Source organism: Brachyspira sp. SAP_772 (assembly GCF_009755885.1).
Lineage (GTDB): Bacteria > Spirochaetota > Brachyspiria > Brachyspirales > Brachyspiraceae > Brachyspira.
On the sequence record NZ_VYIX01000002.1, the window covers coordinates 887,882 to 910,868 of the forward strand.

General features: G+C 29.3%; 23 protein-coding genes. 9 read left to right on the plus strand and 14 right to left on the minus strand.

All coding sequences use genetic code 11. The annotated features are described in order from the left end of the window. Positions 1 to 304: 304 nt before the first annotated feature. Together GQX97_RS09100 and GQX97_RS09105 are read right to left on the minus strand one after the other, a co-directional pair. Positions 305 to 1,138, minus strand: coding sequence for a glycosyltransferase family 2 protein (locus tag GQX97_RS09100; RefSeq protein ID WP_157151623.1), 834 nt, complete (start codon positions 1,136 to 1,138; stop codon positions 305 to 307). A 286-nt stretch (positions 1,139 to 1,424) separates the two neighbouring features. Continuing rightward, positions 1,425 to 1,982 carry a carboxymuconolactone decarboxylase family protein gene (locus tag GQX97_RS09105; RefSeq protein WP_157151624.1) on the minus strand — a complete coding sequence of 186 codons (558 nt, stop codon included), beginning with the start codon at positions 1,980 to 1,982 and terminating at the stop codon, positions 1,425 to 1,427. A 211-nt stretch (positions 1,983 to 2,193) separates the two neighbouring features. On the opposite strand from GQX97_RS09105, the gene GQX97_RS09110 reads away from it, so the two are divergent. From GQX97_RS09110 to GQX97_RS09145, 8 genes are all read left to right on the plus strand, one after another. After that, the gene (locus GQX97_RS09110; protein WP_157151625.1) at positions 2,194 to 3,939 is read left to right on the plus strand and encodes a SpoIVB peptidase S55 domain-containing protein; all 1,746 of its coding nucleotides are present in this window, start codon (positions 2,194 to 2,196) and stop codon (positions 3,937 to 3,939) included. Beyond that, positions 3,926 to 5,980 (plus strand): sugar-binding protein, encoded by a 2,055-nt coding sequence (locus tag GQX97_RS09115; RefSeq protein ID WP_157151626.1) that lies wholly within the window; start codon positions 3,926 to 3,928, stop codon positions 5,978 to 5,980. The genes GQX97_RS09110 and GQX97_RS09115 overlap by 14 nt, the downstream gene beginning before the upstream one ends. 16 nt (positions 5,981 to 5,996) lie before the next feature. After that, positions 5,997 to 6,278 carry a hypothetical protein gene (locus tag GQX97_RS09120; RefSeq protein WP_101503786.1) on the plus strand — a complete coding sequence of 94 codons (282 nt, stop codon included), beginning with the start codon at positions 5,997 to 5,999 and terminating at the stop codon, positions 6,276 to 6,278. 3 nt (positions 6,279 to 6,281) lie between these two features. Further along, complete coding sequence (locus GQX97_RS09125) at positions 6,282 to 6,599, plus strand: hypothetical protein (RefSeq protein WP_157151627.1); 318 nt, start codon at positions 6,282 to 6,284, stop codon at positions 6,597 to 6,599. Positions 6,600 to 6,676: 77 nt separating this feature from the next. Continuing rightward, positions 6,677 to 7,381: a UMP kinase gene (gene pyrH / locus GQX97_RS09130; protein WP_157151628.1), complete on the plus strand. Its 705-nt coding sequence runs from the start codon at positions 6,677 to 6,679 to the stop codon at positions 7,379 to 7,381. 31 nt (positions 7,382 to 7,412) lie between these two features. Beyond that, complete coding sequence (gene floA, locus GQX97_RS09135) at positions 7,413 to 8,423, plus strand: flotillin-like protein FloA (protein WP_157151629.1); 1,011 nt, start codon at positions 7,413 to 7,415, stop codon at positions 8,421 to 8,423. Positions 8,424 to 8,513: 90 nt separating this feature from the next. Further along, a complete protein-coding gene (locus GQX97_RS09140; RefSeq protein WP_157151630.1) occupies positions 8,514 to 9,134 on the plus strand; it encodes an HD domain-containing protein in 621 nt (206 codons plus the stop codon). Positions 9,135 to 9,176: 42 nt separating this feature from the next. Then, positions 9,177 to 10,157, plus strand: coding sequence for an aminotransferase class I/II-fold pyridoxal phosphate-dependent enzyme (locus GQX97_RS09145; protein WP_157151631.1), 981 nt, complete (start codon positions 9,177 to 9,179; stop codon positions 10,155 to 10,157). On the opposite strand, the gene atpG is transcribed toward GQX97_RS09145, so the two are convergent. The 12 genes from atpG to nusB form a co-directional block, all read right to left on the minus strand. Further along, the gene (atpG, locus tag GQX97_RS09150; protein WP_157151632.1) at positions 10,150 to 11,031 is read right to left on the minus strand and encodes an ATP synthase F1 subunit gamma; all 882 of its coding nucleotides are present in this window, start codon (positions 11,029 to 11,031) and stop codon (positions 10,150 to 10,152) included. The two genes, GQX97_RS09145 and atpG, sit on opposite strands and share 8 nt — an antisense overlap. Before the next feature lies 1 nt (position 11,032). Then, on the minus strand, positions 11,033 to 11,869 hold the full coding sequence (locus GQX97_RS09155; RefSeq protein ID WP_157151633.1) for a beta-1,6-N-acetylglucosaminyltransferase: 837 nt from the start codon (positions 11,867 to 11,869) through the stop codon (positions 11,033 to 11,035). A 2-nt stretch (positions 11,870 to 11,871) separates the two neighbouring features. After that, on the minus strand, positions 11,872 to 13,371 hold the full coding sequence (atpA, locus tag GQX97_RS09160; RefSeq protein ID WP_157151634.1) for a F0F1 ATP synthase subunit alpha: 1,500 nt from the start codon (positions 13,369 to 13,371) through the stop codon (positions 11,872 to 11,874). Positions 13,372 to 13,424: 53 nt separating this feature from the next. Further along, positions 13,425 to 14,051 (minus strand): ATP synthase F1 subunit delta, encoded by a 627-nt coding sequence (gene atpH, locus GQX97_RS09165; protein ID WP_157151635.1) that lies wholly within the window; start codon positions 14,049 to 14,051, stop codon positions 13,425 to 13,427. Between the two features lie 25 nt (positions 14,052 to 14,076). Beyond that, positions 14,077 to 14,613 carry an ATP synthase F1 subunit delta gene (gene atpH, locus GQX97_RS09170; protein ID WP_157151636.1) on the minus strand — a complete coding sequence of 179 codons (537 nt, stop codon included), beginning with the start codon at positions 14,611 to 14,613 and terminating at the stop codon, positions 14,077 to 14,079. 38 nt (positions 14,614 to 14,651) lie between these two features. Next, positions 14,652 to 15,152, minus strand: a complete 501-nt coding sequence (gene atpF / locus GQX97_RS09175) for a F0F1 ATP synthase subunit B (RefSeq protein WP_147731169.1) — start codon at positions 15,150 to 15,152, stop codon at positions 14,652 to 14,654. Positions 15,153 to 15,200: 48 nt separating this feature from the next. Continuing rightward, the gene (gene atpE / locus GQX97_RS09180) at positions 15,201 to 15,422 is read right to left on the minus strand and encodes an ATP synthase F0 subunit C (RefSeq protein WP_157151637.1); all 222 of its coding nucleotides are present in this window, start codon (positions 15,420 to 15,422) and stop codon (positions 15,201 to 15,203) included. 42 nt (positions 15,423 to 15,464) lie between these two features. Then, positions 15,465 to 16,373 (minus strand): F0F1 ATP synthase subunit A, encoded by a 909-nt coding sequence (gene atpB / locus GQX97_RS09185; RefSeq protein WP_157151638.1) that lies wholly within the window; start codon positions 16,371 to 16,373, stop codon positions 15,465 to 15,467. A gap of 81 nt (positions 16,374 to 16,454) precedes the next feature. Further along, positions 16,455 to 16,790 (minus strand): STAS domain-containing protein, encoded by a 336-nt coding sequence (locus tag GQX97_RS09190; protein WP_157151639.1) that lies wholly within the window; start codon positions 16,788 to 16,790, stop codon positions 16,455 to 16,457. A gap of 155 nt (positions 16,791 to 16,945) precedes the next feature. Beyond that, positions 16,946 to 18,493 (minus strand): bifunctional UDP-sugar hydrolase/5'-nucleotidase, encoded by a 1,548-nt coding sequence (locus tag GQX97_RS09195; RefSeq protein ID WP_157151640.1) that lies wholly within the window; start codon positions 18,491 to 18,493, stop codon positions 16,946 to 16,948. Positions 18,494 to 18,561: 68 nt separating this feature from the next. Then, a complete protein-coding gene (locus tag GQX97_RS09200; RefSeq protein ID WP_157151641.1) occupies positions 18,562 to 20,454 on the minus strand; it encodes a tetratricopeptide repeat protein in 1,893 nt (630 codons plus the stop codon). Further along, positions 20,417 to 20,959 carry a transcription antitermination factor NusB gene (nusB, locus tag GQX97_RS09205; protein WP_157151642.1) on the minus strand — a complete coding sequence of 181 codons (543 nt, stop codon included), beginning with the start codon at positions 20,957 to 20,959 and terminating at the stop codon, positions 20,417 to 20,419. The genes GQX97_RS09200 and nusB overlap by 38 nt, the downstream gene beginning before the upstream one ends. 286 nt (positions 20,960 to 21,245) lie before the next feature. Between nusB and GQX97_RS09210 the strand changes: the two genes are divergently transcribed. Continuing rightward, positions 21,246 to 22,862 carry a peptide ABC transporter substrate-binding protein gene (locus GQX97_RS09210; RefSeq protein ID WP_157151643.1) on the plus strand — a complete coding sequence of 539 codons (1,617 nt, stop codon included), beginning with the start codon at positions 21,246 to 21,248 and terminating at the stop codon, positions 22,860 to 22,862. Positions 22,863 to 22,987: the final 125 nt, after the last annotated feature.

Genomic DNA, 22,987 nt, shown 5'->3' on the forward strand with positions numbered 1-22,987 from the left:
GAGAACCTATAGAGTGAAAGTAATGGGTTTGTATATATATCTTAAGAGTGCAACAAATGACTTTTGTGCTATTTATATAAACATATAATAATAAAAATAGTAAAATATTATATAAAAATAATGTGAAAAATGCTATAAAAAATATTATAAAAATTAGTAAAAGATGATGTAAAAAAATGGGCCTGTGAAAAAATCACAAGCCCTTCATAATAGTGTTAGGAGTCTGATAATAATGAATAATTACTTATCTTTTAGTTATACTTATATAACCTAATAATTTAATTTAGGTAAAAATATATTTATATTATTTATTTTTATATATATTTTCTTTTTTTGATATGTTAAATTTTGATAATATATAAACTATTCCAATTAGAAATCTTAAAAAATACATAGATATTGTATAAATAGGGTGAGATAGTAATTTTTTCCATTTGCCTTTTTCTATATATACTCCAAAATATCTATAAAATAATCCAAACTGCTTTTTGGTGATTTCATCATATCCCCATTTTTCAAAATAATTATTAAAGTTTGAAGCATAGTAGCTTTTTTTTATTATATATTGTTTAAGAGTATGATTTTCATGATGATATAGGGGAGATTTTATTATATCAACATCTCCCATTTGTTTTATGCGTCTGTCAATATCCCAATCTTCAGCACTATTTAAGTTTGAATCGAATCCACCTATTTTTATAAAAGCCTCTCTTCTAAAAAAACGAACACCGTCTATTACAGTGGCATCATAAAAAGAGCGTTCGAAATTTCTTACTTTATTAAAAAAAGTGTTGCCATATATTTTTTCTGGTATGTATAAAGCCTGAATATTTTTGTTGCTATTAAAAACTTCTAAGCATTCTGATATAACATTTTCTGATAAAGTCATATCAACATCTAAAAAGCCTATTATTTCACCAGACGACATTTCAGCACCATAGTTTCTTTGAGCAGAGCGTTCTGGGCCTTTAATAAAAGTTTTTGCCCCTAACTCTTTTGCTATTTCTACGGTTCTGTCGGATGAATTATTGTCTACTAATATTATTTCTATGTCTTTATAATTAGAGTTTTTTACAGCATTTATGCAATCTGCAATAAAGTTTTCAGAGTTTCTTGTTGTGATGATTATGCTTACCATTAGTATTTCCAAAAGTATTTTTTAAAAAAGTTATATATAAATAACTATATTTTATAAAAAATAAATTTAGAGTTTTTCCTATAACTGTATGTAAAGCTATATTCAACTCTAATAATTTATCTTCCATATAAAGTATAATTATTTTGATATTGTTTTTAACTTGCACTTTTTGGTTCTTTTTGATGCGGGAAAAAGAACAACAAAAAAAACACAAACTTAAAATTATACAAAAAAATAACAAGAGTTATTAATAAAAGCTCTTGTTATTTAATTTCAAAAAATAAAATTAATTGTTCTTAGCTCTCCAAGTTTCTTTTTCAAACTCGCCTTTTATAGGTATTAAAGATTCATCTAAATCTATTTCAAGTGTAGAGTTAAAAATATTATAAGCTATCATCCAAGATACAAAGCCTACTATAACAACTATTTCTTGGTCGTTGAAATATTTTTTTAATTTAGCCATAAACTCATCAGTAACACCATTAGGGTCTTTTACCATTTGTTTACCTAATTCTGATAATAACTCTTCTTTTTCAGTAAGTTTAAGATTTTTAGGGTCATCGCCTATAGCTTTCAAATCTCTTATAAAAAATAATGAACATAATATACAGCCGTTAGTAGTAGAAACTGAATGTGCTAATATCATAGCAGCTCTCTCTCCTACAACTTCAACGAGTCTGTCATATGAAGTATACCAACCCATCATAGTGTCATAAGTAACATAATCATTAAGAAGTGCTTTTTTCATATTTGTTACACTTCCGCTTTTTTTGATATGATAATCAAAAGCATCCTTTACTTTGCCTTGTGCTTCTTCATATTCTACAAATTTTACTCTTGCCATAATTTTACTCCTAATATAAAAGCTTTATAAAAAATTATTGGTTTTATATTAAAATATAATTTTTTAATGCTATAATGATAAACAACATTTATAATAAGTCAAGCAGTTTTATTATGTTTAAAAGTGTTTGTATAAAATAAAAAACTATTATATAATTTTTTATTATTATGTAAAATATAGGTTATTATTATTTATAAAATTCAAATTAGATATGGACATTATGAAAAAAATAGCAATTATAATTTTTATACTATCATTTAATTTATTATTCGCACAAGAAGAAGAGAAGCTTCCGCCTATGCCTCCAGATAATCCAGAGGTAATACCTATGAGTGAAATAAAAGAGGGTATGGAAGGAGTAGGCTACACTGTAATACACGGCACAAATGTAGAGCCATTTAAAGTAACGGTAATATCTGTATTAAAAAAGATGTGGAACGGAAGCGATGCTATACTTATACAGTTAGAGGGACTTAATTTAGAGCATTCTGGAACGGTTGCAGGAATGAGCGGTTCACCTATATATTTTGATGGCAAAATAGCCGGTGCTTTGGCTTTTGGATGGAATTATTCTAAAGACCCTATTGCAGGGGTTACTCCTATAGAAGAGATGTATAAATTATATAATGACACTAATGTGAGACCTACAGGATTAAAGAGCGGAAATGCTTTGCAGACTCCTTTAATGTTTTCGGGCTTTAATTCTGATTCTTTTAATGAATATTCTTCAAAGTTTAAAGAGATGGGTTTTTACCCTATGCAGGCTGGCGGAACTGTATCTGACACTAATCAAAGCAGCAAGTTTTTGTTTGGGGATTCTGTTGCTATAGTTTTGGTTGATGGAGATTTATCTATAGCTGGAGTTGGTACTGTTTCGCATACTGATGATGAGAAGTTTTTGCTTTTTGGGCACTCTATGTGGGGCAAGGGGCATTTGAGGGCTCCTGTTTCTAGGGCTTATATTAATCATATAGTGGCATCTGTTGCTTCTTCTTTTAAGATAGGTGCTGCTTATTCTAATTATTTGGGTTATACTGTTTATGACGGCACTTTTGGGGTGTCTGGTGTATATGGCGAAGTGCCTGAAGATACTATGATACCTGTTAGTCTTAAAGTTGAAGACCAGAATTTCTTAAACAGAGATTTTAATTTAAGAGTATTAAATGACCCTACATATTTCTCTCAGCTTCTTTCTATGGCTATATATGAGGCTATTAGCTCTACTGCTGGAACAGAAGAAGAAGGGGTATTTAGTATAAGCTATGAGATTGAAACTGATTATTTTGATGAGCCTTATAAAATAGAAGAGAGAATACTCTCTTATTCTTCAAAAGATGCTTTTAGAGAGGCTATTAATCAGCTTGTAGCTCCTGTAGATTTCTTTATATACAATAATTTTAATAGGGTGGCTATAAAATCTATAAAATTATCTGTAAAGAGAAGCAATTTAGAATATGGTTTTATTAATGATATTACATTGTTAGAGCCTAGAGCAGTGGCAGGAGAGACTATACATTTAAGAGTTGGTGTTACTCCTTACGGAAAAGAGAAAACTTATGTAGATATACCTGTAAAATTGCCTGTTAATCTAAGCACTGATGTTTATTCTATATATGCTGCCAATGAATATATATATGCTTATGCACAAAAATTGTTTATGCCGAATAAATATAAAATTAGAAGTTTAGATGATGTGATGAAATATTATAATGAGTCTTATGATGATAAGGCATTAAAGGTTTGGCTGTATTCATCATCGAGGGGGGTTCAGATAGGGGAGTATTCTTATCCAACGCTTCCTATGTCTAAATATGGTGTAATGGCAAAGGATGCTACATCAGATAAGGCTGCTGTCATTACAGATATAAATGGAAATTATGATATGCCATATTCTATACTTGGTTTAATAAAAATAGATATAATAATTGAAGGGGCTAAAAAATATGAAAATCGCTAAGATAATTTTTATACTGCAAACTATACTAATATTATCATCTTCTAACGTTTTTGCTGTTGTAACAAGAAATTATGCCAGCACAAAAAAGGGTTTTTATGATAATGGACTTTATAATGGAATAATGCTTACAGAGCAGGGTTCTTTAAGTTTAGCTCCTCTAATAGAGAAAGAAAGTTCTATAGACGGCAAATATATATGGAAAATCTATCCTGCTAAAGACGGCAGTATGTATGCTGCTATAAGCGGAAGCGGTGCTGAATTATATAAAAAAAATGCTAATGAAACTAATTTCAGCCTTTTTATAAAATCTGACAATGACAATGCTTTTACTGCTGTAATTAGTGATGATGCGGGCAATGTTTATGCGGCAGTTGGACCTTATGCTAGAATTATGAAATATGATAATAGTGGTCAAGAGATTTGGGCTCAAAATGTTGATGACACTTATATATGGGATATGAAGTTTGATGCTAACGGCAACTTATATTTAGCTACAGGCGGAAACAATGCAAGAGTATTAAAAGTGTCTGCTGCTGATGGAGAGATTACTGAAATATTAAAAACAGAAGAACAGCATGCTATGTCATTATATTATGATAAAAAACAAAATAGATTATATGTAGGCACTGCTGGAAGGGGCTTAGTATTATATATTGATTTATCTACAAATGTTGAAAACCCTTCATATAATGTGCTTTATGACACAGCACAAAACGAAGTATATGCCATCACTATGGATAATATAGGCAATTTATATTTTGGTACAGCTACAAGAGAGCCATCATATTTAATACTTCCTTCTATAATAGACAGCGGCAAAACAGTAGAAGACAGTGATAAAGAGTTTAGAAACTCTCTATATAAAGCAGATACAAACGGCACAGTTCAAAGACTTTTCTTCTTAAATCAAACATTAGTATTTGCTATGAGCAGCGACAACAACAATAATATATATTTTGTTACAGGCGATTCTGCTGATGTTTATAGAATCAATGGAAATGACGGCTTATTATCATATATAGGCGGCTTAAGAAATAAGATATTATCAACCTTTGCTGCTACAGATGATGGACTTTATTTTGCAATATCAAAGACTGGTGAAATATACAAAATGGACAACGAATACCCAACAGAAGGTAGTTTCACAAGCGATACTTTAGATTTGAGAGTGCTTAGCAAATTTGGAAGTTTAAATGCTGTAACTACTACTCCTGAGGGTTCTAGCGTTACTATAGAAATTAGAAGCGGAAATGTTGCTAGAGTTGATGAGACTTGGAGCGAGTTTAAGCCTGTTGCAAACAATAGTGGCAAAATAGAAGCTCCTGACGGAAGATTTTTACAATATAAAGTTACAATGAAAACTACAAATCCAGAGATAAGCCCTATATTAAGCTCTATGGATTTTACTTATGTAGAAAATAATTTAGCTCCTGATGTTATTAATGGAGGTTTGGCTACATATTACAGACAGCAAAATGATTCTTCTGAAAATAAAACTCCTCAATTAGAAGAAAATGAGGCTATGGTATATTGGAAGGGGACTGACCCTAATGGAGATAAACTATCATATACTTTAGAATATAGATTAAAGGGTGAACAAAATTATAAGCTTATTGCTGATAATATAGAAAATCAATATTATAAGTTTAAGTCTTATTTGCTTCCTTCTGGAGTTTATGATTTTAAAATAACTGCTAGCGATAAATATGATAATCCTGTGGGAGATATTAAAACAAAATCTCTTGAGGTATTTAATATAAAATATGATAATGAACCTCCTCAGTTGCTTGATTTTAATTCTGTTTCTGAAGGAAATATAAGAAAAATTACATTTAAATTATCAGACAAACTATCATTCTTAAAAACTGTAAGATATTCTACTATTAACAATGAGTGGTTATATATAGTTCCAGATGATGGAGTGTTAGATTCTATGAATGAGAGTTTTACTATCACTATAGAAGATGAAAATATATCATCTATTACTATAGAGGCTATGGATGTTGAGGGTAATATTAAGTATTATTCTTTTATAATATAATAGGAGAGTGCATATAATGGCAGTTAATTGTGTATGGTGCGGCAAGAAAATAGATGATGTTGCAGGGCAGGCTACAATGGACACTTGTGATGAGTGTGAGGAGTTTTTTGAAGAGCATATTGATGATATAGCAAAGTCATTAAATGAGCTTCTTAAAAAAAATGAATCCTCTTCCTCAAAGCCAGATGAGAAAAAGGCTTGGATTAGCTATTCACTCATAACTGCTATACATATGCTAAGCTCAAAGCCTTGTATTGAGTTTAAGGATTCTAAATATAAAGATATTTTATCAGAATAATTTATGAACACAAAATTATTATTATTATTTATATTGTCTGTTTTTTTTATTTTATCTATGTCTAGAAATAAGCAGACTCTCTATTGTGAAAGATGCGGTTTAACTTTTAGAAATTTAGATGAATTATTATCTCAAAGATGTGAAAAGGCTCCCGAAGGTCCTTATTTAAATAGGCATAAACTTTATGAAGGCACAGAGAAAGAGATGTATACCTGTAAATATTGCGGCTATCAGTATAAAACTATAAGACTTCTTACTTCATTAAAATGCACCAAACACCCAGACGGAGAATATAAGGGCGATCATGCTCCTGAATTATAATAACTTTTTTGCTTGATAATAGAAAAAAAATAAAGTATAATCATATAAATTTAAATACAAAAAGAGGAAATTGTATTATGAAACAAACTGTGCTTCTTAAGATATCAGGTGAAGCTTTGCTTGGAGAAAAGGATTATGGCATAGATAATAATGTTGTAGACAGAATAGCTATGGAAATGAAAGAGGCTGGAAACAATACTCAAATAGCTGTTGTTGTGGGAGGAGGCAACATATTTAGAGGAATGCAGCTTTCTAACAAAACAGGTATGGTGAGAGCTACAGCAGATTCTATGGGTATGCTTGCAACTATAATGAATGCCATTGCTTTAAAAGACAGATTTATGGCTGCTGGCACTCCTACACAAATACTTTCTGCTTTTAATATTGAAGGCATGATAGAGGGCTTTGAAAGAGATAAGGCTATTCGTATATTAGAGAGAGGTAATGTGCTTATAATAGCAGGAGGTACATCTAACCCTTACTTTACTACAGACAGCACTTCTATATTGAGAGCTTTAGAGATTGGGGCATCTATTGTATTAAAGGGTACTAATGTTGATGGAGTTTACAATAAAGATCCTAAAACTAATAAAGATGCTGTTATGTATAATGATATTACTTTTAAAGAGGCTATTAATCAGAATTTACGCGTTATGGACATGACTGCTTTTGCTATGGCTAATGATAATAATATGCCTATAAGGGTGTTTAATATGAATAAGATGGGCAATATTACAAGAGCTATTAAGGGCGAAAATATAGGAACTTATGTTCATAATTAAAATATAAAAAATAAAAATTAAGGAGATTATGATGTTTGATTTATTTTGGGGGGCTGGAGTGGCACCTATGTTTGTTGGAATAGTAATTATAGTAATATTTTTAATTATTTTCTTTAGGTTTTTCCCATTAGGTTTATGGGTTACTGCTTTATTTTCTGGGGTGAGAATTAGTATAATTACTTTGCTTACTATGCGTTTGAGGAGAGTTAATCCTTCTTTAATAGTATTGAATCAAATTAAGTTATGGAAGGCAGGCTTAAAAATAAACAGCAATGAACTTGAGGCACATTATTTAGCTGGAGGTAATCCTACTGCTGTTGCTGATGCTTTGATTGCTGCTGATAAAGCTTCATTAGATTTAAGCTTTGAGAGGGCTGCTGCTATAGACTTAGCTGGTAGAGATTTAGTTGATGCTATAAGAACATCAGTTTCTCCAAGAGTTATAGCTACACCATTAATTGCTGCTGTTGCTAAAGACGGTATACAGGTAAAAGCTACTGCAAGGGTTACTGTTAGAACAAACATTAACAGACTTGTTGGAGGTGCTGGAGAAGAGACTATTATTGCGAGAGTAGGTGAGGGTATTGTTACTACTATTGGTAGTGCTGCTACACATAAAGAGGTATTAGAAAATCCTGATAGAATATCTCAGGTTGTTTCTGCTAAGGGGCTTGATTCTGGTACTGCTTTTGAGATACTTTCTATAGATATTGCTGATGTGGATGTTGGAAGCAATATTGGTGCTGTTCTTCAAATTGACCAAGCTGAGGCAGATAAGAAAATTGCTCAGGCTAAGGCTGAAGAGAGACGCGTTATGGCTATTGCACGTGAACAAGAGATGAAAGCTCAAGTTGAAGAGATGAAAGCTAAAGTTGTTGAGGCTGAGAGTCAGTTACCGCTTGCTATTGCTGAGGCTTTGAAAAATGGTAATATTGGAGTATTAGATTATTATAACATGAAAAATATTATGGCTGATACTGAGATGCGTTATAGTATATCTGGAATGGATACAACAAGCAAAAATAATTCTTCTAATAAATAATTAATTTTTTATAAATAAGCGGGCTATTAATTTTTAGCTCGCTTTTTTATTTATTAAATTTTATATAAAACATTCTATTTAAAACACTTTATGGAAATATTAGATTTAGATAGAGCCGAGTATGAATTAAATAAGGCTTATAAATTAAATCCAACTCCTTGGGCTAATCATTCAAGATATGTGGCAAAGGCTGCTAAAATTATAGTAAGCGAATATAATAAAAAAAGCTCTTCTAATAAAAAACTTAATGAAGATGATGCGTATATATTTGGTTTATTACATGATATAGGAAGGTATACTGGCATAAGTGCTGAGAGGCATTTAATTGATGGATATAAATATTGTATTAGTTATGGTTGGGAGAAGATGGCTCAAATATGTATAAGTCATGCTTTTATGATAAAAGATATTAATAGTGCAATAGCTGCTTTTGATATGAGCGATGAGGATTATAATTTTATTAAAAAGTTTCTAAATAATGTTCAATATGATGATTATGATTTGCTTATTCAATTATGCGATAGTTTAGCTTTGCCTGATGGTTTTTGTATATTAGAAAAAAGATTTGTGGATGTTGCTTTAAGATATGGAACCTTTCCGCAAAGTGCATTAAGATGGAAAAAAATATTTGAAATAAAAGAGTATTTTGAATCTACTATTTCTAATTCAATATATGATTTACTTCCAAATATAAAAGATAATATTTACTAAACTAATTTGTTTTTATATGTCTTTTAATATATAATAGCTCTTATGAAAAAAGAAAAAAAAGAAATTTATTTAGATAAAAATGAAAACCCATACAAACCTTCAAAAAATATTATAAAAGAACTTGAGAGTTTTGATATAGAATCTTTTAGGCTTTTTCCAGATTATAGTGCTAAAGAATTAGATTTAGCTATGGCAAATAATCTTAACATTGACAAAGATAATATTATATCTGTTAATGGAATGTATGAAGCTTTTTACTGTGTGCTAAATTCATTTGAAAATAAAAAAATATTTCTTCAAGAGCCTTATAGGGATTTATATAAAAACATTTTAGAATATTCAAAAATTGATTTTGAAATTATAAAAGCAAAAGAAGATTATAATATAGATTTGGATGCTTTTAATAGTATAAAGAAAAGCATAATAATAACAAGCAACCCAAATGCAGAAACGGGACTTTTTATAGAAAATATAGAAAAATATATAAACAATAATAATATATATGTAATAGATGAGTCCTATATAAGTTTTGCTTGGAATAGTGCTTTGAGGTTAATAGATAAATACGATAATTTAATAATAATATCATCAATAGCTCATTCTCATTCACTCTCAGCACTTAATATAAACTTTTTAATATCAAATAAAATTAATATAGAAAAGTTTTCTAACATAAGACAAAAATATGGCATAAATAAATTATCAGAAAAAATAGCTATATCTTCAATTAATGATAAAGAAACAGTTTTGAAAAATGTAAGTTCTATAGTGTTAGAAAGAGATAAAATGGAGAGTTCTTTAAGTAAAGAAGGTTTTTTAGTGCTGCCGTCAAAAGCAAATTTCCTTCTTATAAAACACCCAAATAAAAGCTCTAAATATATATATGACGAGCTTAAAAAGAACAGTATTTTTGTAAAAAGCTATGAAGATAGCAGCGTATTAAAAGATTTTTTAAGAATTACCATATCAGACAGTAAAACAAATAATATATTACTAAAAACTTTATATAATATACTTAATTAATAGCCTCAGAACCGCCTATAATATCAAGAAGTTCATTAGTAATATGTTCTTGTCTAGCTCTATTAGCTTTATTTTTCAAGTCTTCTAAAAGTCTTTCGGCATTATCAGTAGCATTTCTCATGGCAATAGCTCTCTCAGCATTCTCTGACAAAAAAGAACTAGTAATCATAAAGTAAAAATAAGTCTTTATAGCTAATGGAACAACCTCTTTTAATACATCATCAATATTGGGCTCTATCAAATAATCAAGCTGTTTTTTTATTTTTCTTCCCTCAATATCTTCTTCATCTGGAATCATAGGTATTAAGCTTTTAATTTTAGGAATATGAACCACTCTTGTATAATATCTTGTATATATAACTTCCACTCTAGAAGCATTGTCTACAACATAATCATGCATGAAACGCTGTACAACAGTAGCACAATCATCAAAAGTAGACTCTTCATCTATACGCGGATATTTACGAGATATAGGTATATTTTGCTTTTCAAAGTATACTTCACCCTTTTTACCCAATACGTGAAGTTCAACAGTTCTTCCATGTCTGTAGTGGTGTCTAATTCTCTCCATTGCTTCATCTAATATTTTTGTATTATAAGAACCGCATAATCCTCTGCTTGATGTTATTACAAATAATATAATATTTTTTATTGTTTTTTTTGGAGAGAGCAGCGGATGTAAATGATCCATATCTGAATGTGAAAGCTCTTCTACTATTCTGTTTAATTTTTGAGTATAAGGTCTCATGCCTTGCTCTACTGTAAGTATTTTAGCAGTTTTAGAGCGAGCTATCATATCCATAGTTTTAGTAATTTTATGTGTGCTTGTTACAGCTTTAATTCTTGCTTTTAATACATTAAGTTTCTCTGCCATATCATTTTACCTCTAAATCTTTATATAGCTTATCTATTATATTGTTGTCAATATTCTCATCAAATTTACGTGCGAATAAATTATTATTAATATTATTTTTTATATTATCATAATCTTTCATTTGTAAATTAAATGGAGTACCTCCATTCCATATAAGGTATCTTAAACAATCATTCACGCAATTATTTTTAAACTCGCTATTAATAAGTATAGACTGAAAATAAAATTCATCACTTCCCCAAGTATAATTAAATCTTTTAAGAAAGCTAGGATTTTTTTCTGTATAATCTAATATATATTTAATAGCATTATTTGTTAAATTCCACCACTGAGAGCCATAATAAATGTTTTCTGGAGTAATGCGTTTTATAAGCGGAAAGTTGGATAATAACTCTCTTATATTTCTATGTAAAATTAGTCTATATAGTTTTCCAAAGTTATATGAATTTAATCTAAAAGACATCTCTTTATACATAGATTCATTATTTTTAATATTTTCGTATGATATATATTCTTTATTTTTGTTTGTATAAAAGAAGTCAATAATCTCTTTATTTGTTTTTAGAGGTAGATCTTGACCGCTGATAAAGATATATCTATCATAATTATTTTTGTAAGCTTCTTTTATTAAGAATAAAGTAGCTATAACTAAACTAATATCGCCATGATAAGTTTTGAATTTATTATAAACTTTTACATTATCAAAGCTTTTTATGTTTAATTTATTTCTTTTATCTATATGCACATATAAATCAAAATCAGTTTTAAGATGATTAATTAACCTCATTATCTGATTATGATTTTTATGTGCCAAGATTAAAATACAATTTTTATTCATTATTAGAATTTAGCCTTAAACTCTTCTATGATGCTGCTAAGTTCATCAACGTTTTCAATATCTTTCTTTTCTTTTATGCTGTCTAATATATACTGCTTATCAGCCTTCATATATTGAAGAAGTCTCCATTCAAACTCAGGTACTCTTTCTAATTCCACATTATCCAAAAAGCCCTTTGTAGCGGCAAATAATATAACAACTTGCTCTTCCATAGGTATTGGGCTGTATTGTTTTTGTTTTAGAAGCTCAACCATTTTAGCACCTCTGTCTAATTGAGCCAAAGTAGCCTTATCAAGACCTATACCAAGCTGAGAGAAAGCCTCAAGAGACCTATATGATGCCAAATCAAGTCTCAAAGTACCAGCAACCTTTTTCATAGCCTTAGTTTGAGCATTACCGCCTACACGAGAAACCGATATACCAACATCAATAGCAGGACGAACACCGCTCATAAATAAACTTGGAAGCAAATATATCTGTCCGTCAGTAATTGATATTACGTTTGTAGGAATGTATGCAGATACTTCATTATCTTGAGTTTCAATGATAGGTAATGCAGTTAAAGAACCAGCCCCCAATTCATCGCTCAATTTTGAAGCTCTTTCTAATAATCTTGAATGCAAATAAAATACATCGCCGGGGAAAGCTTCTCTTCCGGGAGGTCTTCTAAGAAGAAGTGATATTTGTCTGTATGCATTAGCCTGTTTAGATAAGTCATCGTATATTATGAGAGTGTCTTTTTTCTCCTCATACATAAAATATTCTGCCATCGCACAACCAGCATAAGGAGCAATATATAATAGCGGAGCAGAATCTGAAGCAGTAGCTGCAACCACTATAGTATAATCTAAAGCACCATGCTGTCTTAAAGTTTCAACAACACCTGCAACAGTAGAAGCTTTTTGACCTATAGCTACATATACACATATAACACCAGTATCTTTTTGATTGATAATTGTATCAAGAGCAATGGAAGTTTTACCAGTGCTTCTGTCTCCAATAATAAGCTGTCTTTGTCCTCTTCCTATTGGAGTCATAGAGTCTATTGCTTTTATACCAGTTTGAAGCGGTTGTTTTACAGCCTGTCTATCTGCAATTCCCGGAGCAGGATATTCTATTACTCTTCTTTTGCTTGTAGTAATATCACCCTTACCGTCTAAAGGAACCCCCAAAGGATTAACAACTCTTCCTAAAAGCTCTTCTCCAACAGGAACTTCTAATATTCTTTTTAATCTGCTAACCTTACTTCCTTCTTTTATGCCAACATAATCACCTAAAACAATAGCACCAATAGTCTCTTCTTCCAAGTTAAAAGCTATTCCTATAGCACCGCATTCAAATTTAATCATCTCATTAGCCATAATATGCGGAAGTCCAACTATCCTTGCTATACCATCACCAACCTCTACTACTACACCAACCTCATTAGGAGCAAAATCTGCTTTATAATTTTTTATCTCCTCTTTAAGTAAAGCAGCAATTTCATTAGCTTTTATATTCATAAAACGTTTCCTTAAAAATTATTCGCAAAAATTATTCTGCAATTATTTTTCAATTATTCTGCAAGAAGAGAATCTTTTACACTATTTAAAAGCCTCTTCATACTATAATCATATATAATATCTTCTATCTCTACTATAATACCGCCTATAATAGATTCATTAATATCAATATAAAAATGAACATTCTTATTAACCATTTTTATAATATCTTTTTTCAATTCTTCAATGCCTTCTAACTCTTTAGCAATAGTAATTCTCACAGAGAGTATATCATAAAACTCATTACATAAGTTTTCATATTCTACTATTATAGCAGGTAAAATATTAAATAAATCTTTCTCTACCAATATAGATAACAAATTAAGAGTCTCATGAGATATTTTGTTCTCATACACCCTTCTAATAACATCAACTCTTACATTGCCATCTATAAAATTTGAAGTGAAAAAAGAAAAAGTATCCTTATCTTCAAATAAAGATGAATAAATAACATCAAAATCTTTTTTAATAATATCTATTTTTTTTAATTCATTAGCCGCATCAAACATAGCCTTAGCATAGTTTTTAGCACTTGCCTCATTTTTTACTATTCGCTTAAATCTAGCGGTTTTTTCTTTCTGAACCTCATGGAATATTTCAGTTTTTAAATTTGTAAAAATTTCAGCAGCTATAGGATCCATATTCTCCTCTATAAACTAATAATTATTAAACAAATCTATTTTTCATCATATTTATTTGATTCTTTATACTATAATCATAAACCGTATTGCCAATATTAACTATTATACCGCCAATTAAGCTATCATCTATCTCTATAGTATATTCTATTTTTTTATCAGAAAATGATTTTATAGTGTCTATTATTTGTTTTATAGTATCTTCATTTATGCTGCAAGAAGCTATAATCTTTACTCTCACAGTATTATTATATTCATCAAACATTGCACCATAAATATCTACTATATTAGCTAATTCATCTATAAGCTCATTTTCTATAAGTAAATTGACAAAAGAAAAAATCTCCTTAGAAAATATTGGTTTTAATTTCTTTTCTACAAGTTTTACCTTTTCTCTTTTATCTATTTTTTTATCATCAAAATATTTTTTTATCTCTTCATCTTCAAATAATTTAGAGCATTCTTTAAGTTCTTTATATATTTCATTTATTAAACCAGCATCTTTAGCTATATTAAATATAGCACTAGCGGCTGGTGTTAATAATTTTTCATCATTACTGTTCATTTTAACAAAGCCCTATCTTTATTAGAGATACATATTTTTTATTTATTGTTATCTTTTTCAAAATTATTCACAAACTCATTTATCAAAGCTTGATTATCATTTTTATCTATATTTCTTTTTAATATAGTTTCAGCCATAACAACAGCAATGTCTACCGCCTGTTTTCGTACATTTCCCATAGCTTCATCTTTAGCTCTGTCAATTTCAGAGAGTATTTTACTTCTATGAGATTCAGCCTCTTCACGAGCATTGCCAATAATTTTATCTCTAACCCTATTAGCCTCAATCCTAGCATTTTCTATTATAGAACTAGCCTCTGCCTTAGCATTATCAATCTGCTCTCTGTATGCAGCCAAAGATTTTTTAGCATTTTCCCTAGTTTTTTCTGCCTCTTCCAAGTCCTCTTGTATCTTATCTGCACGTGCATTCAAGCCTTTAAGAATTATCTTCCAAGTAGAAGCTCCAAGTACAGCAAGAACTAGTAAAAACGTTATCCAAGTCCATATAATAATACCCGGATCTATCTTTAAAAGTGCCATAGGTATTTACCCCCATTTATCTTTTATTATAATCAGTATTATTAAATGTTATCTGGTAAATAAAGCTAAAATACATATAACTAAAGCAAATAAACCAACACCTTCTATTAAAGCAGCAGAAATAAGCATCGCTGTTTGTATCTTACCAGAAGCCTCAGGCTGTCTAGCAATACCTTCTACCGCTCTTGAACCTATAAAACCTATACCCAAACCAACTCCAATAGCTGCAAGTCCTGCTCCTATAGTAGCTCCTATTATAGCAAATTCCATTTTTTTACTCCTTTTTATTAAAAAATATAATTTAATTTATAATTAATGCTCATCGCTAATGGCAATCTGTATATAAACCGCCGACAACAATGAGAATATATAAGCTTGTAAAACAGCGACAAACATCTCAAGTACATATATAAAACTTAAAAATAATACCGCAAAAGGTGATACCAATAAAGTTCCAGACATAATGATAAGATAAGGTATTACTATCATCATTATGTGTCCGCCTGTGATGTTCGCAAATAAACGAATAGTTAAAGCAAATGCTCTATTAAACAAAGTTATAAACTCTAAAACCCATATTATAGGTATTAGAGGTATTGGAAGACCTTTTGGTACTAATTTTATCCAATATTTTATTATTCCTTTCTTTCTTATTCCTGCGAATATGTAGACAACAAATACTAATAAAGCAATAGCACCTGTAAAACCAATATTAGCTCCTAAACCGCCTGCCAAATAAGCATAATGTCCATCTTCTGTAGGTAGTTTTATTAAGGCTGGTAAAAGTCCTAAAAGATTAGAAAATAATACGAATAAAAATACAGTTAAACAAAAAGGTACATATTTTTTGCCTTCTTCACCTAAAGCTGCCCCTATAACGTCTTTATTCATATAATCTATTATAATTTCTAATAGGTTTTGTAAATATGTTGGCTTATTAAATGGTCTTTTTAATTTATGAGCCAAATATTTCATACTTAGTATTGATAAAATACCTGCTACTGTTACTAAAATAATATGTTTTGTTATTTTAAAGTCGAAATCTATATAATGTCCTAATTTTATAGGGATTGAGAAGAAAGGATGTTCTGTGTTATCTCCTATCTCTTCCATAATATAGTCATTAATGCTTTCTGCTGCAAATACTTCACCATTTGAAAAAATACTGAAACAAATTAAAAACATTATAAAAACATTTCTAATAAAAATTAATCTATTCATAACTTCTTTTCTTTACTATAATTTTATAAATATAATTTGATATTAATTGTATAACTATTAAATAAAAAATCAAGAATTATTTTACAACTTTTCTATAGCATCTGATACTGTCATAAATATAGGAAAGAAGCTTATTATTTTTGTTAATTCAAAAACTTTTCTTACATTTTCTGTAATTTTTACTATTCCTATTTTGCCGTTTACCTTTTTAAAAGAGCCGATTGCAAATACAAAAACTCCTATTCCGCTGCTGTCTATATAATATACATCTTCCATATCTATAATTATTCTTTTTGCCCCGAAGTCTATTTGTGAGTTTATAGCATCTTTTAAATCTGAAGAAGTATAAACATCAATATCTCCTACTAATCTTATAACAGAAGTATTATTTTCTAACTCTTCAATACTTATTTCCATATTTTTAAACTCCAATAAAATTATATAATATTATATATATAAAAATTAACATATATACTAATTTTTTACAAGGATATTTTAAAAAGCATTCTATAAAAAATAAAGAGCCTGCTTCATTAAAAAAACAGACTCTCTAAATGGAATATTATATTATTTTATTCAAATATTACTCTAGGATTATTATCTATATAGCTTTCTGGTATATTGTTAAGCTCTTTGATTTTTGATATTATAGCATCACGCATATCATTACCAGTCATAACTATATTTTTACCCTTTTGCCCTATAGGATTGCCGTCAGCATCCTTATAGCCATCTCCTCCATCTAAAATGAAGTCTGATATGATTATTACATAATCTTTATTTTCTGTTATGTCTTCTCCATTTAATTTAGCTGAAATTAATTTTCCATCTGTGCCGTATTTTACTTCAACACCTCTTGAATATTGTAAAAATCCGCCGCCGCCTTTTTTGGTATAAGATATTTTTATCATATCAAGTAAATCTTTTCCATTTAGCATTACTATTACAGCCTGATTATTAAATGGAAAAAACTCATTTTGTATTTTACCTAAAGTTATATCTCCATATGGCAAAGATGTTCTTAATGCTCCTGAGTTTATTATAGCAATATCTACGTTGTCATAAGAATCTAACACCAAATCACAGGCAAAATTTCCTATAGCCATAGAATTAGTTCTTATTCCATCTTGACTAAGCTCTATAGGTAAACTTCCTATTCTTACATTAAACTCTTTATCTACTGTGCCTTTCATCTCATCAATAAATGCAAGCATATCAGTATCTTGTTCTATATTGCTGTCCATAGGTATAAGTTTATAATCAATTTTTTCTATTTTTCCATTATTTACAGATAAATCTATTTGTCCTAAATACATTCCATAACTTCCAGCCTGCACTATAGGCGTACCGTTAACAATATCTGCTTCTTCCAAAACAGTATGGCTATGTCCTCCAATTATTACATCAAAAGTTTTAGGAAAAGCTTCGGCAATCTTTTTGTCAATTTCATAACCAACATGGCTTAAAAGTATTGTAACATCATTAGTTGTATTAAGCGGGGTAGATTTTAAGAAATTTTTTAATGATTCTATCTCTTCTTCAAATACTAAATCTTTAATGCTTGATGCACTATATACTGATTCTGTAGTTGTAATGCCTATTATAGCTACATTAAGATCGTTTACATTTGTAACAATATGTGGCAAAGCATAATAACTATTGTCGTTTTTATTTTTTATGTTTATAGATAGAGTAGGGAATTTTCTCTCTTTCATTATTTGAGTAAAATTATCAAGCCCATAATCTACAAAATGGTTTCCAACTGTAGCTGCATCGACCCCAATCATGTTCATAATATCAACTTCATCTCTGCCCATAAATACTGTAGAATAAACGCTTCCTGTAATAGTGTCTCCCGCATGAAGAATTAAAACATTATTATTTGTCTCTTCTACATCTTTTATATATTTAGCTCTTCTTGCAGCCCCATACATATAATTAGTTTCTGCAGGAGTTACTTCTTTGTTTACTATCATTTCTTCTTCATCTCGTCCATGTGTATCATTCATATGTATGATAGTTAATTTGCCATTGTTTGTAGATTTTTTTTCTGTATTATTATTATTGCATGATGATAAAACAAAAAAAATCATTAGTAAAATAATGCTAACTTTTTTCATATATATAAACTCCAATATTTTATATATAAATAGTATATTTTACTAATGACTATTGTCAATTAATTATATTAATATAAATTATTTTTTTTATTTAATACCTGTCTTAAACCTTCTTTTGCTTGATAATCTCCTCCGTTATAGCTTAAAGCATTTCTATAGCTTTCTTCTGCATTATCCAATTCATTTAATCTAAAGTAACATTTACCCAAAGCTAAATTTATATCAAACATTTCTTTTTTATTTTCTGCTATAGTTAAAGCTTCACTATAAGCATATATAGCATCATCATATTGAAGTCTTCTATAACAATAATTACCATAAAGCATGTAATTTTCCACTTTAGGAGACATTTCTACGAGTTGTCTATAATATGAGCTTGCTTCATTATATAAACGAATCTCTTCCATCATAGTAGCTAATGTTTTCCAAGCTGTTTCTCTTATAAATGTGGTATTATTTTCATCATTAGCTGCTACTAACAGAGATTCATTTGCTTTTTTGTATTCTCTGTTTTTATAATATAGCATGCCAGCCCTATATAAACTTTCTCTATCACTAGGATATTTTGACAATGTGTAATTATAATAATTTAAAGCTTCATTATAATTGCCGATGCTTTCATAATATATAGCTAAAGTTCTGCTAGGAAAAGCGTTTCCTATAGATTCTTTTATTGAGTTTTCAAGTAATTTAATTCCTCTGTCTGAGTTTCCATAATATAATTCTAATTCACCTAATCTTGGTTTGAATATTGCATTATTAGTTTCTATTGTATATATTTCTTTATAATATTTTAATGAAGCTGTGAAATTCTTTTGTCTGTAAGTAATATCCCCAAGTCTCTCTAAAGCTGTTTTATATAAATCATCTTTTTTATCTAATATTATGATTTTTTTATAATTATCTTCAGCCTCATCTAATCTATTTCCTTTATAGTATGAATTTGCAAGCAGTCCTATGGCCTCATAAGCATTTGTGTAGTTTTTTATTTTGGATAATCTGTAATAATATTTTATAGCCTTATCATAATTATTTTCTTCTTCATATAAATTACCCAAAGCTATCATAGTATCAATATCATTAGGGTTTTGATTTAATATCTGCTCATAAACCTTTTTAATAGAATCATAATCTTCAACTTGTTCATATACTTTTACTAATCTCTTTACAGATTCTACTTGTGTTTTGGAATTGGCTAAACTTTTTAAATACATTTCTATAGCGCTGTCAGTGTCTCCTGCTATAACATATATATCACCAAGCACATTAGCAGCCATGTCAGCATATTCATTATTGCTCTTTCTCACTAGCTTACTTAAAGTATCATAAGCTAAACTTTGCATTCCTTCGTTTAGGGCTATTATACCAACATTAAACATAGCCTCATCATTCTCTTCAAGTTTGAGCACTCTTTCATAATACCCCTTAGCTAAACGCGGTAAATCTCTATCCATGTAAAATTTACCTATAGTAAGTAGGGTAGGAACATAGTTTGAATTAATAGACAATGCCTCTTCTAATGTTACCAAAGCATCATCATACATCTCCATATTTAAATATGTGATTCCTATATTGTGTTTTAATTCTTCATCAAAATATAAAGAATTGCTTACAGAACTAAATATTTTTAGAGCTTCTTCATAATTTTCTGTATCATTATATATTTTGCCTAATAAAATATTAGCCTCATATTCTTTTTTTGGGTCTATAGTTGTTGCTATTTCTTTTTTTAATATTGATTTAGCTTTATTATAATCTTTTTTTCTGTAGTATTCTTGTGCTAAAGTATATTCATCTACTATTCTTGGGTTTAATTTTATTTTGCCTTGATTAATAGCTACATTTAAAGATATTATAGATATTAAGCCCAATGCTCCTATAGATAATATAAATACAAAGATTCGTATATTTTGAAGTTTTTTTTCAATTTTTTTGTTGTATATCTTCTTCTTGTATTGCATCTAAAATCCCATTAACAAATTTATAAGAATCTTTATCACCAAATATTTTAGCTATTTCTACAGCCTCATCTATTACTACAGACTTTGGTATATCTTTTAAATATATAAGTGAATATATAGACATTCTTATTATAGATTTATCTACATATTGTATTCTTGAAATGTTCCAGTTTTTAGAATATTTTTCTATAATGCTGTCGATTTTTTCTAAATTGTTTATAGTGCCTTCAACGAGCTCTTTAGTAAAACTACTATTAGCTGCTTTTTTATCATCATATTCAAAATTTAATATTTCATTTATATTTGCTTTTTTTTCATTTATTTCATATGAATATAAAGCCATAACTGCATATATTCTAGCCTGTCTTCTTGTGCCATATTTTGATAAATCTAAATCTTTTATTTTTTCTTTAGATTTAACTATTACTTTTTTCTTGATAGCTTTTTTAGGTGCTTCATTATTTAGTTCATTTACTTCTTCATTGTTGTTTATTTCTTCAGACATATATATCCCAGCAAAAAATTAATTTTCTGTTATTATTTTCGGCAATGACATGCTTAAAAAATAATAGCAAATAATATTTTATTTATATATTAATGATAATAAATATTGATAAAAATTGCTATAAATATTTGTTAATTTAGTTTGACAATAAGTATAATTTTTTTATAAATTCAATATCATACAAAAACTCTTTTTTATACTTAAAAATTAATATTGAAAATTTGACCTTTCAGAGTTATTACTATAAAATGTTATTTATGAAAAAATAGATATTGGAGTTATAATTATGAGTAAGGTTGTCAAGTTTTTATTATTATCCTATTCTCTGTTCTTATTTGCTTCTTGCGGCGGCGGAAGCATACATGAAGATGGAGTTTTGCGTTTGAATGTTGGTCCTGAGCCTCAAACTATAGACCCAACATTAAACTCTGCTATAGATGGCAGTATTTATATAATACATGCTTTTGAGGGGTTAGCGCAAAAAGATAAAGATGGTAAAATTGTAGGCGGTGTGGCTGAGAGTTGGGACGTTACTGATAACGGTACTAAATATGTATTTCATATTAGAAGCAATGCTAAATGGTCTGACGGAAAACCTGTTGTGGCTGATGATTTTGTATATAGCTGGAGAAGGGCTGCTGACCCTAAAACTGCTGCTAATTATAGTTATCAGATGGAGCCTTTAAAAAATGCTAAAAAGATTACTGCTGGTGAGATGCCTGTGGAATCTTTAGGGGTTAAGGCTATTGATGACAATACTTTAGAGGTTACTTTAGAAGCTCCTACACCATATTTTGATCAGCTTATGGCTTATCCTGTGTATTTCCCTTTGAGAAGAGATATTGTTGAGGCTAATCCTGATACTTGGACTATGAGTGCTGATACTTATATTGGAAATGGTCCTTTTAAAATGACTGAAAGACAAATTGATAGCAGAATAGTAATGGAAGTGAATACTAACTATTGGAATATTGATGTTATAGTTCCTAAGAAGTTAATTTTTATATTGATGGATAATCCTACTTATGTGGTTGCTGGTATAAAAGACGGTTCTATATATTTCTCTGACAGAGTACCTGCACAGGATATGGATACATTAAAAGAGGAAGGATATTTAGAAATAAAACCATATTTAGGTTTATATTATTATAGTTTAAATGTTACTAATGAAGCATTGAAAGATAAGAGGGTGAGAAGGGCATTAGCTTTGGCTATTGACAGAAATTATATAGTAGAGCAGGTTACAAGAGGAGGTCAGACTCCTGCTGCTGCTGTTGTTCCTCCTCAAATATCTGATGTTAATGGAAGCTTTAGAGATAATGGTGTAAATAGTTTTAGTTTAAATCCTGAAGATTATCAAAAAAACATAGAAGAGGCAAAACAATTATTAGCTGAAGCAGGTTATCCAAATGGAGAGAATTTCCCTGTACTTGAGTTTAAAACTAACCCGGGTGAGCATACTGCAGTATTTGAAGCTGTTCAGCAGATGTGGAAAAATAATTTAGGCATAGACACTACTATAGTAAGCGAAGAGTGGGCAGTATTCCAAGCATCACGTTATAGCAGAACTTATATTATAGCAAGAAATGGATGGATTGGTGATTATGATGACCCTATGACTTTTTTGGGTATGTTTTTAAGTTACAGCCCTCAGAATGTTGAAAGCTATAATAGTCCTATATATGACAGATTATTGGCTAATGCTTCTTCTACTGATGACAATAATATAAGAATGCCTTTACTTCATAAAGCAGAAGAATTGTTTATGGAAGACATGGCTATAATTCCTATATATTATTACACTTTGCCTTTATTGGTAAATGATAATTTAAAAGATGTTCAGTATGATGTGCTTGGTAAACATAAGTTTTTCTATGCTTATTATGACAATACTGAAAAATAATATTTTATAATACAATAAATTAAAGAGAGGCTTTTATTTAATAAAGAGTCTCTCTTTTTAGTTTTAAAAAATTATTTACACTCTCCGCCACAGTTATTATTATTTTATCAAAAAAGCATTTTATA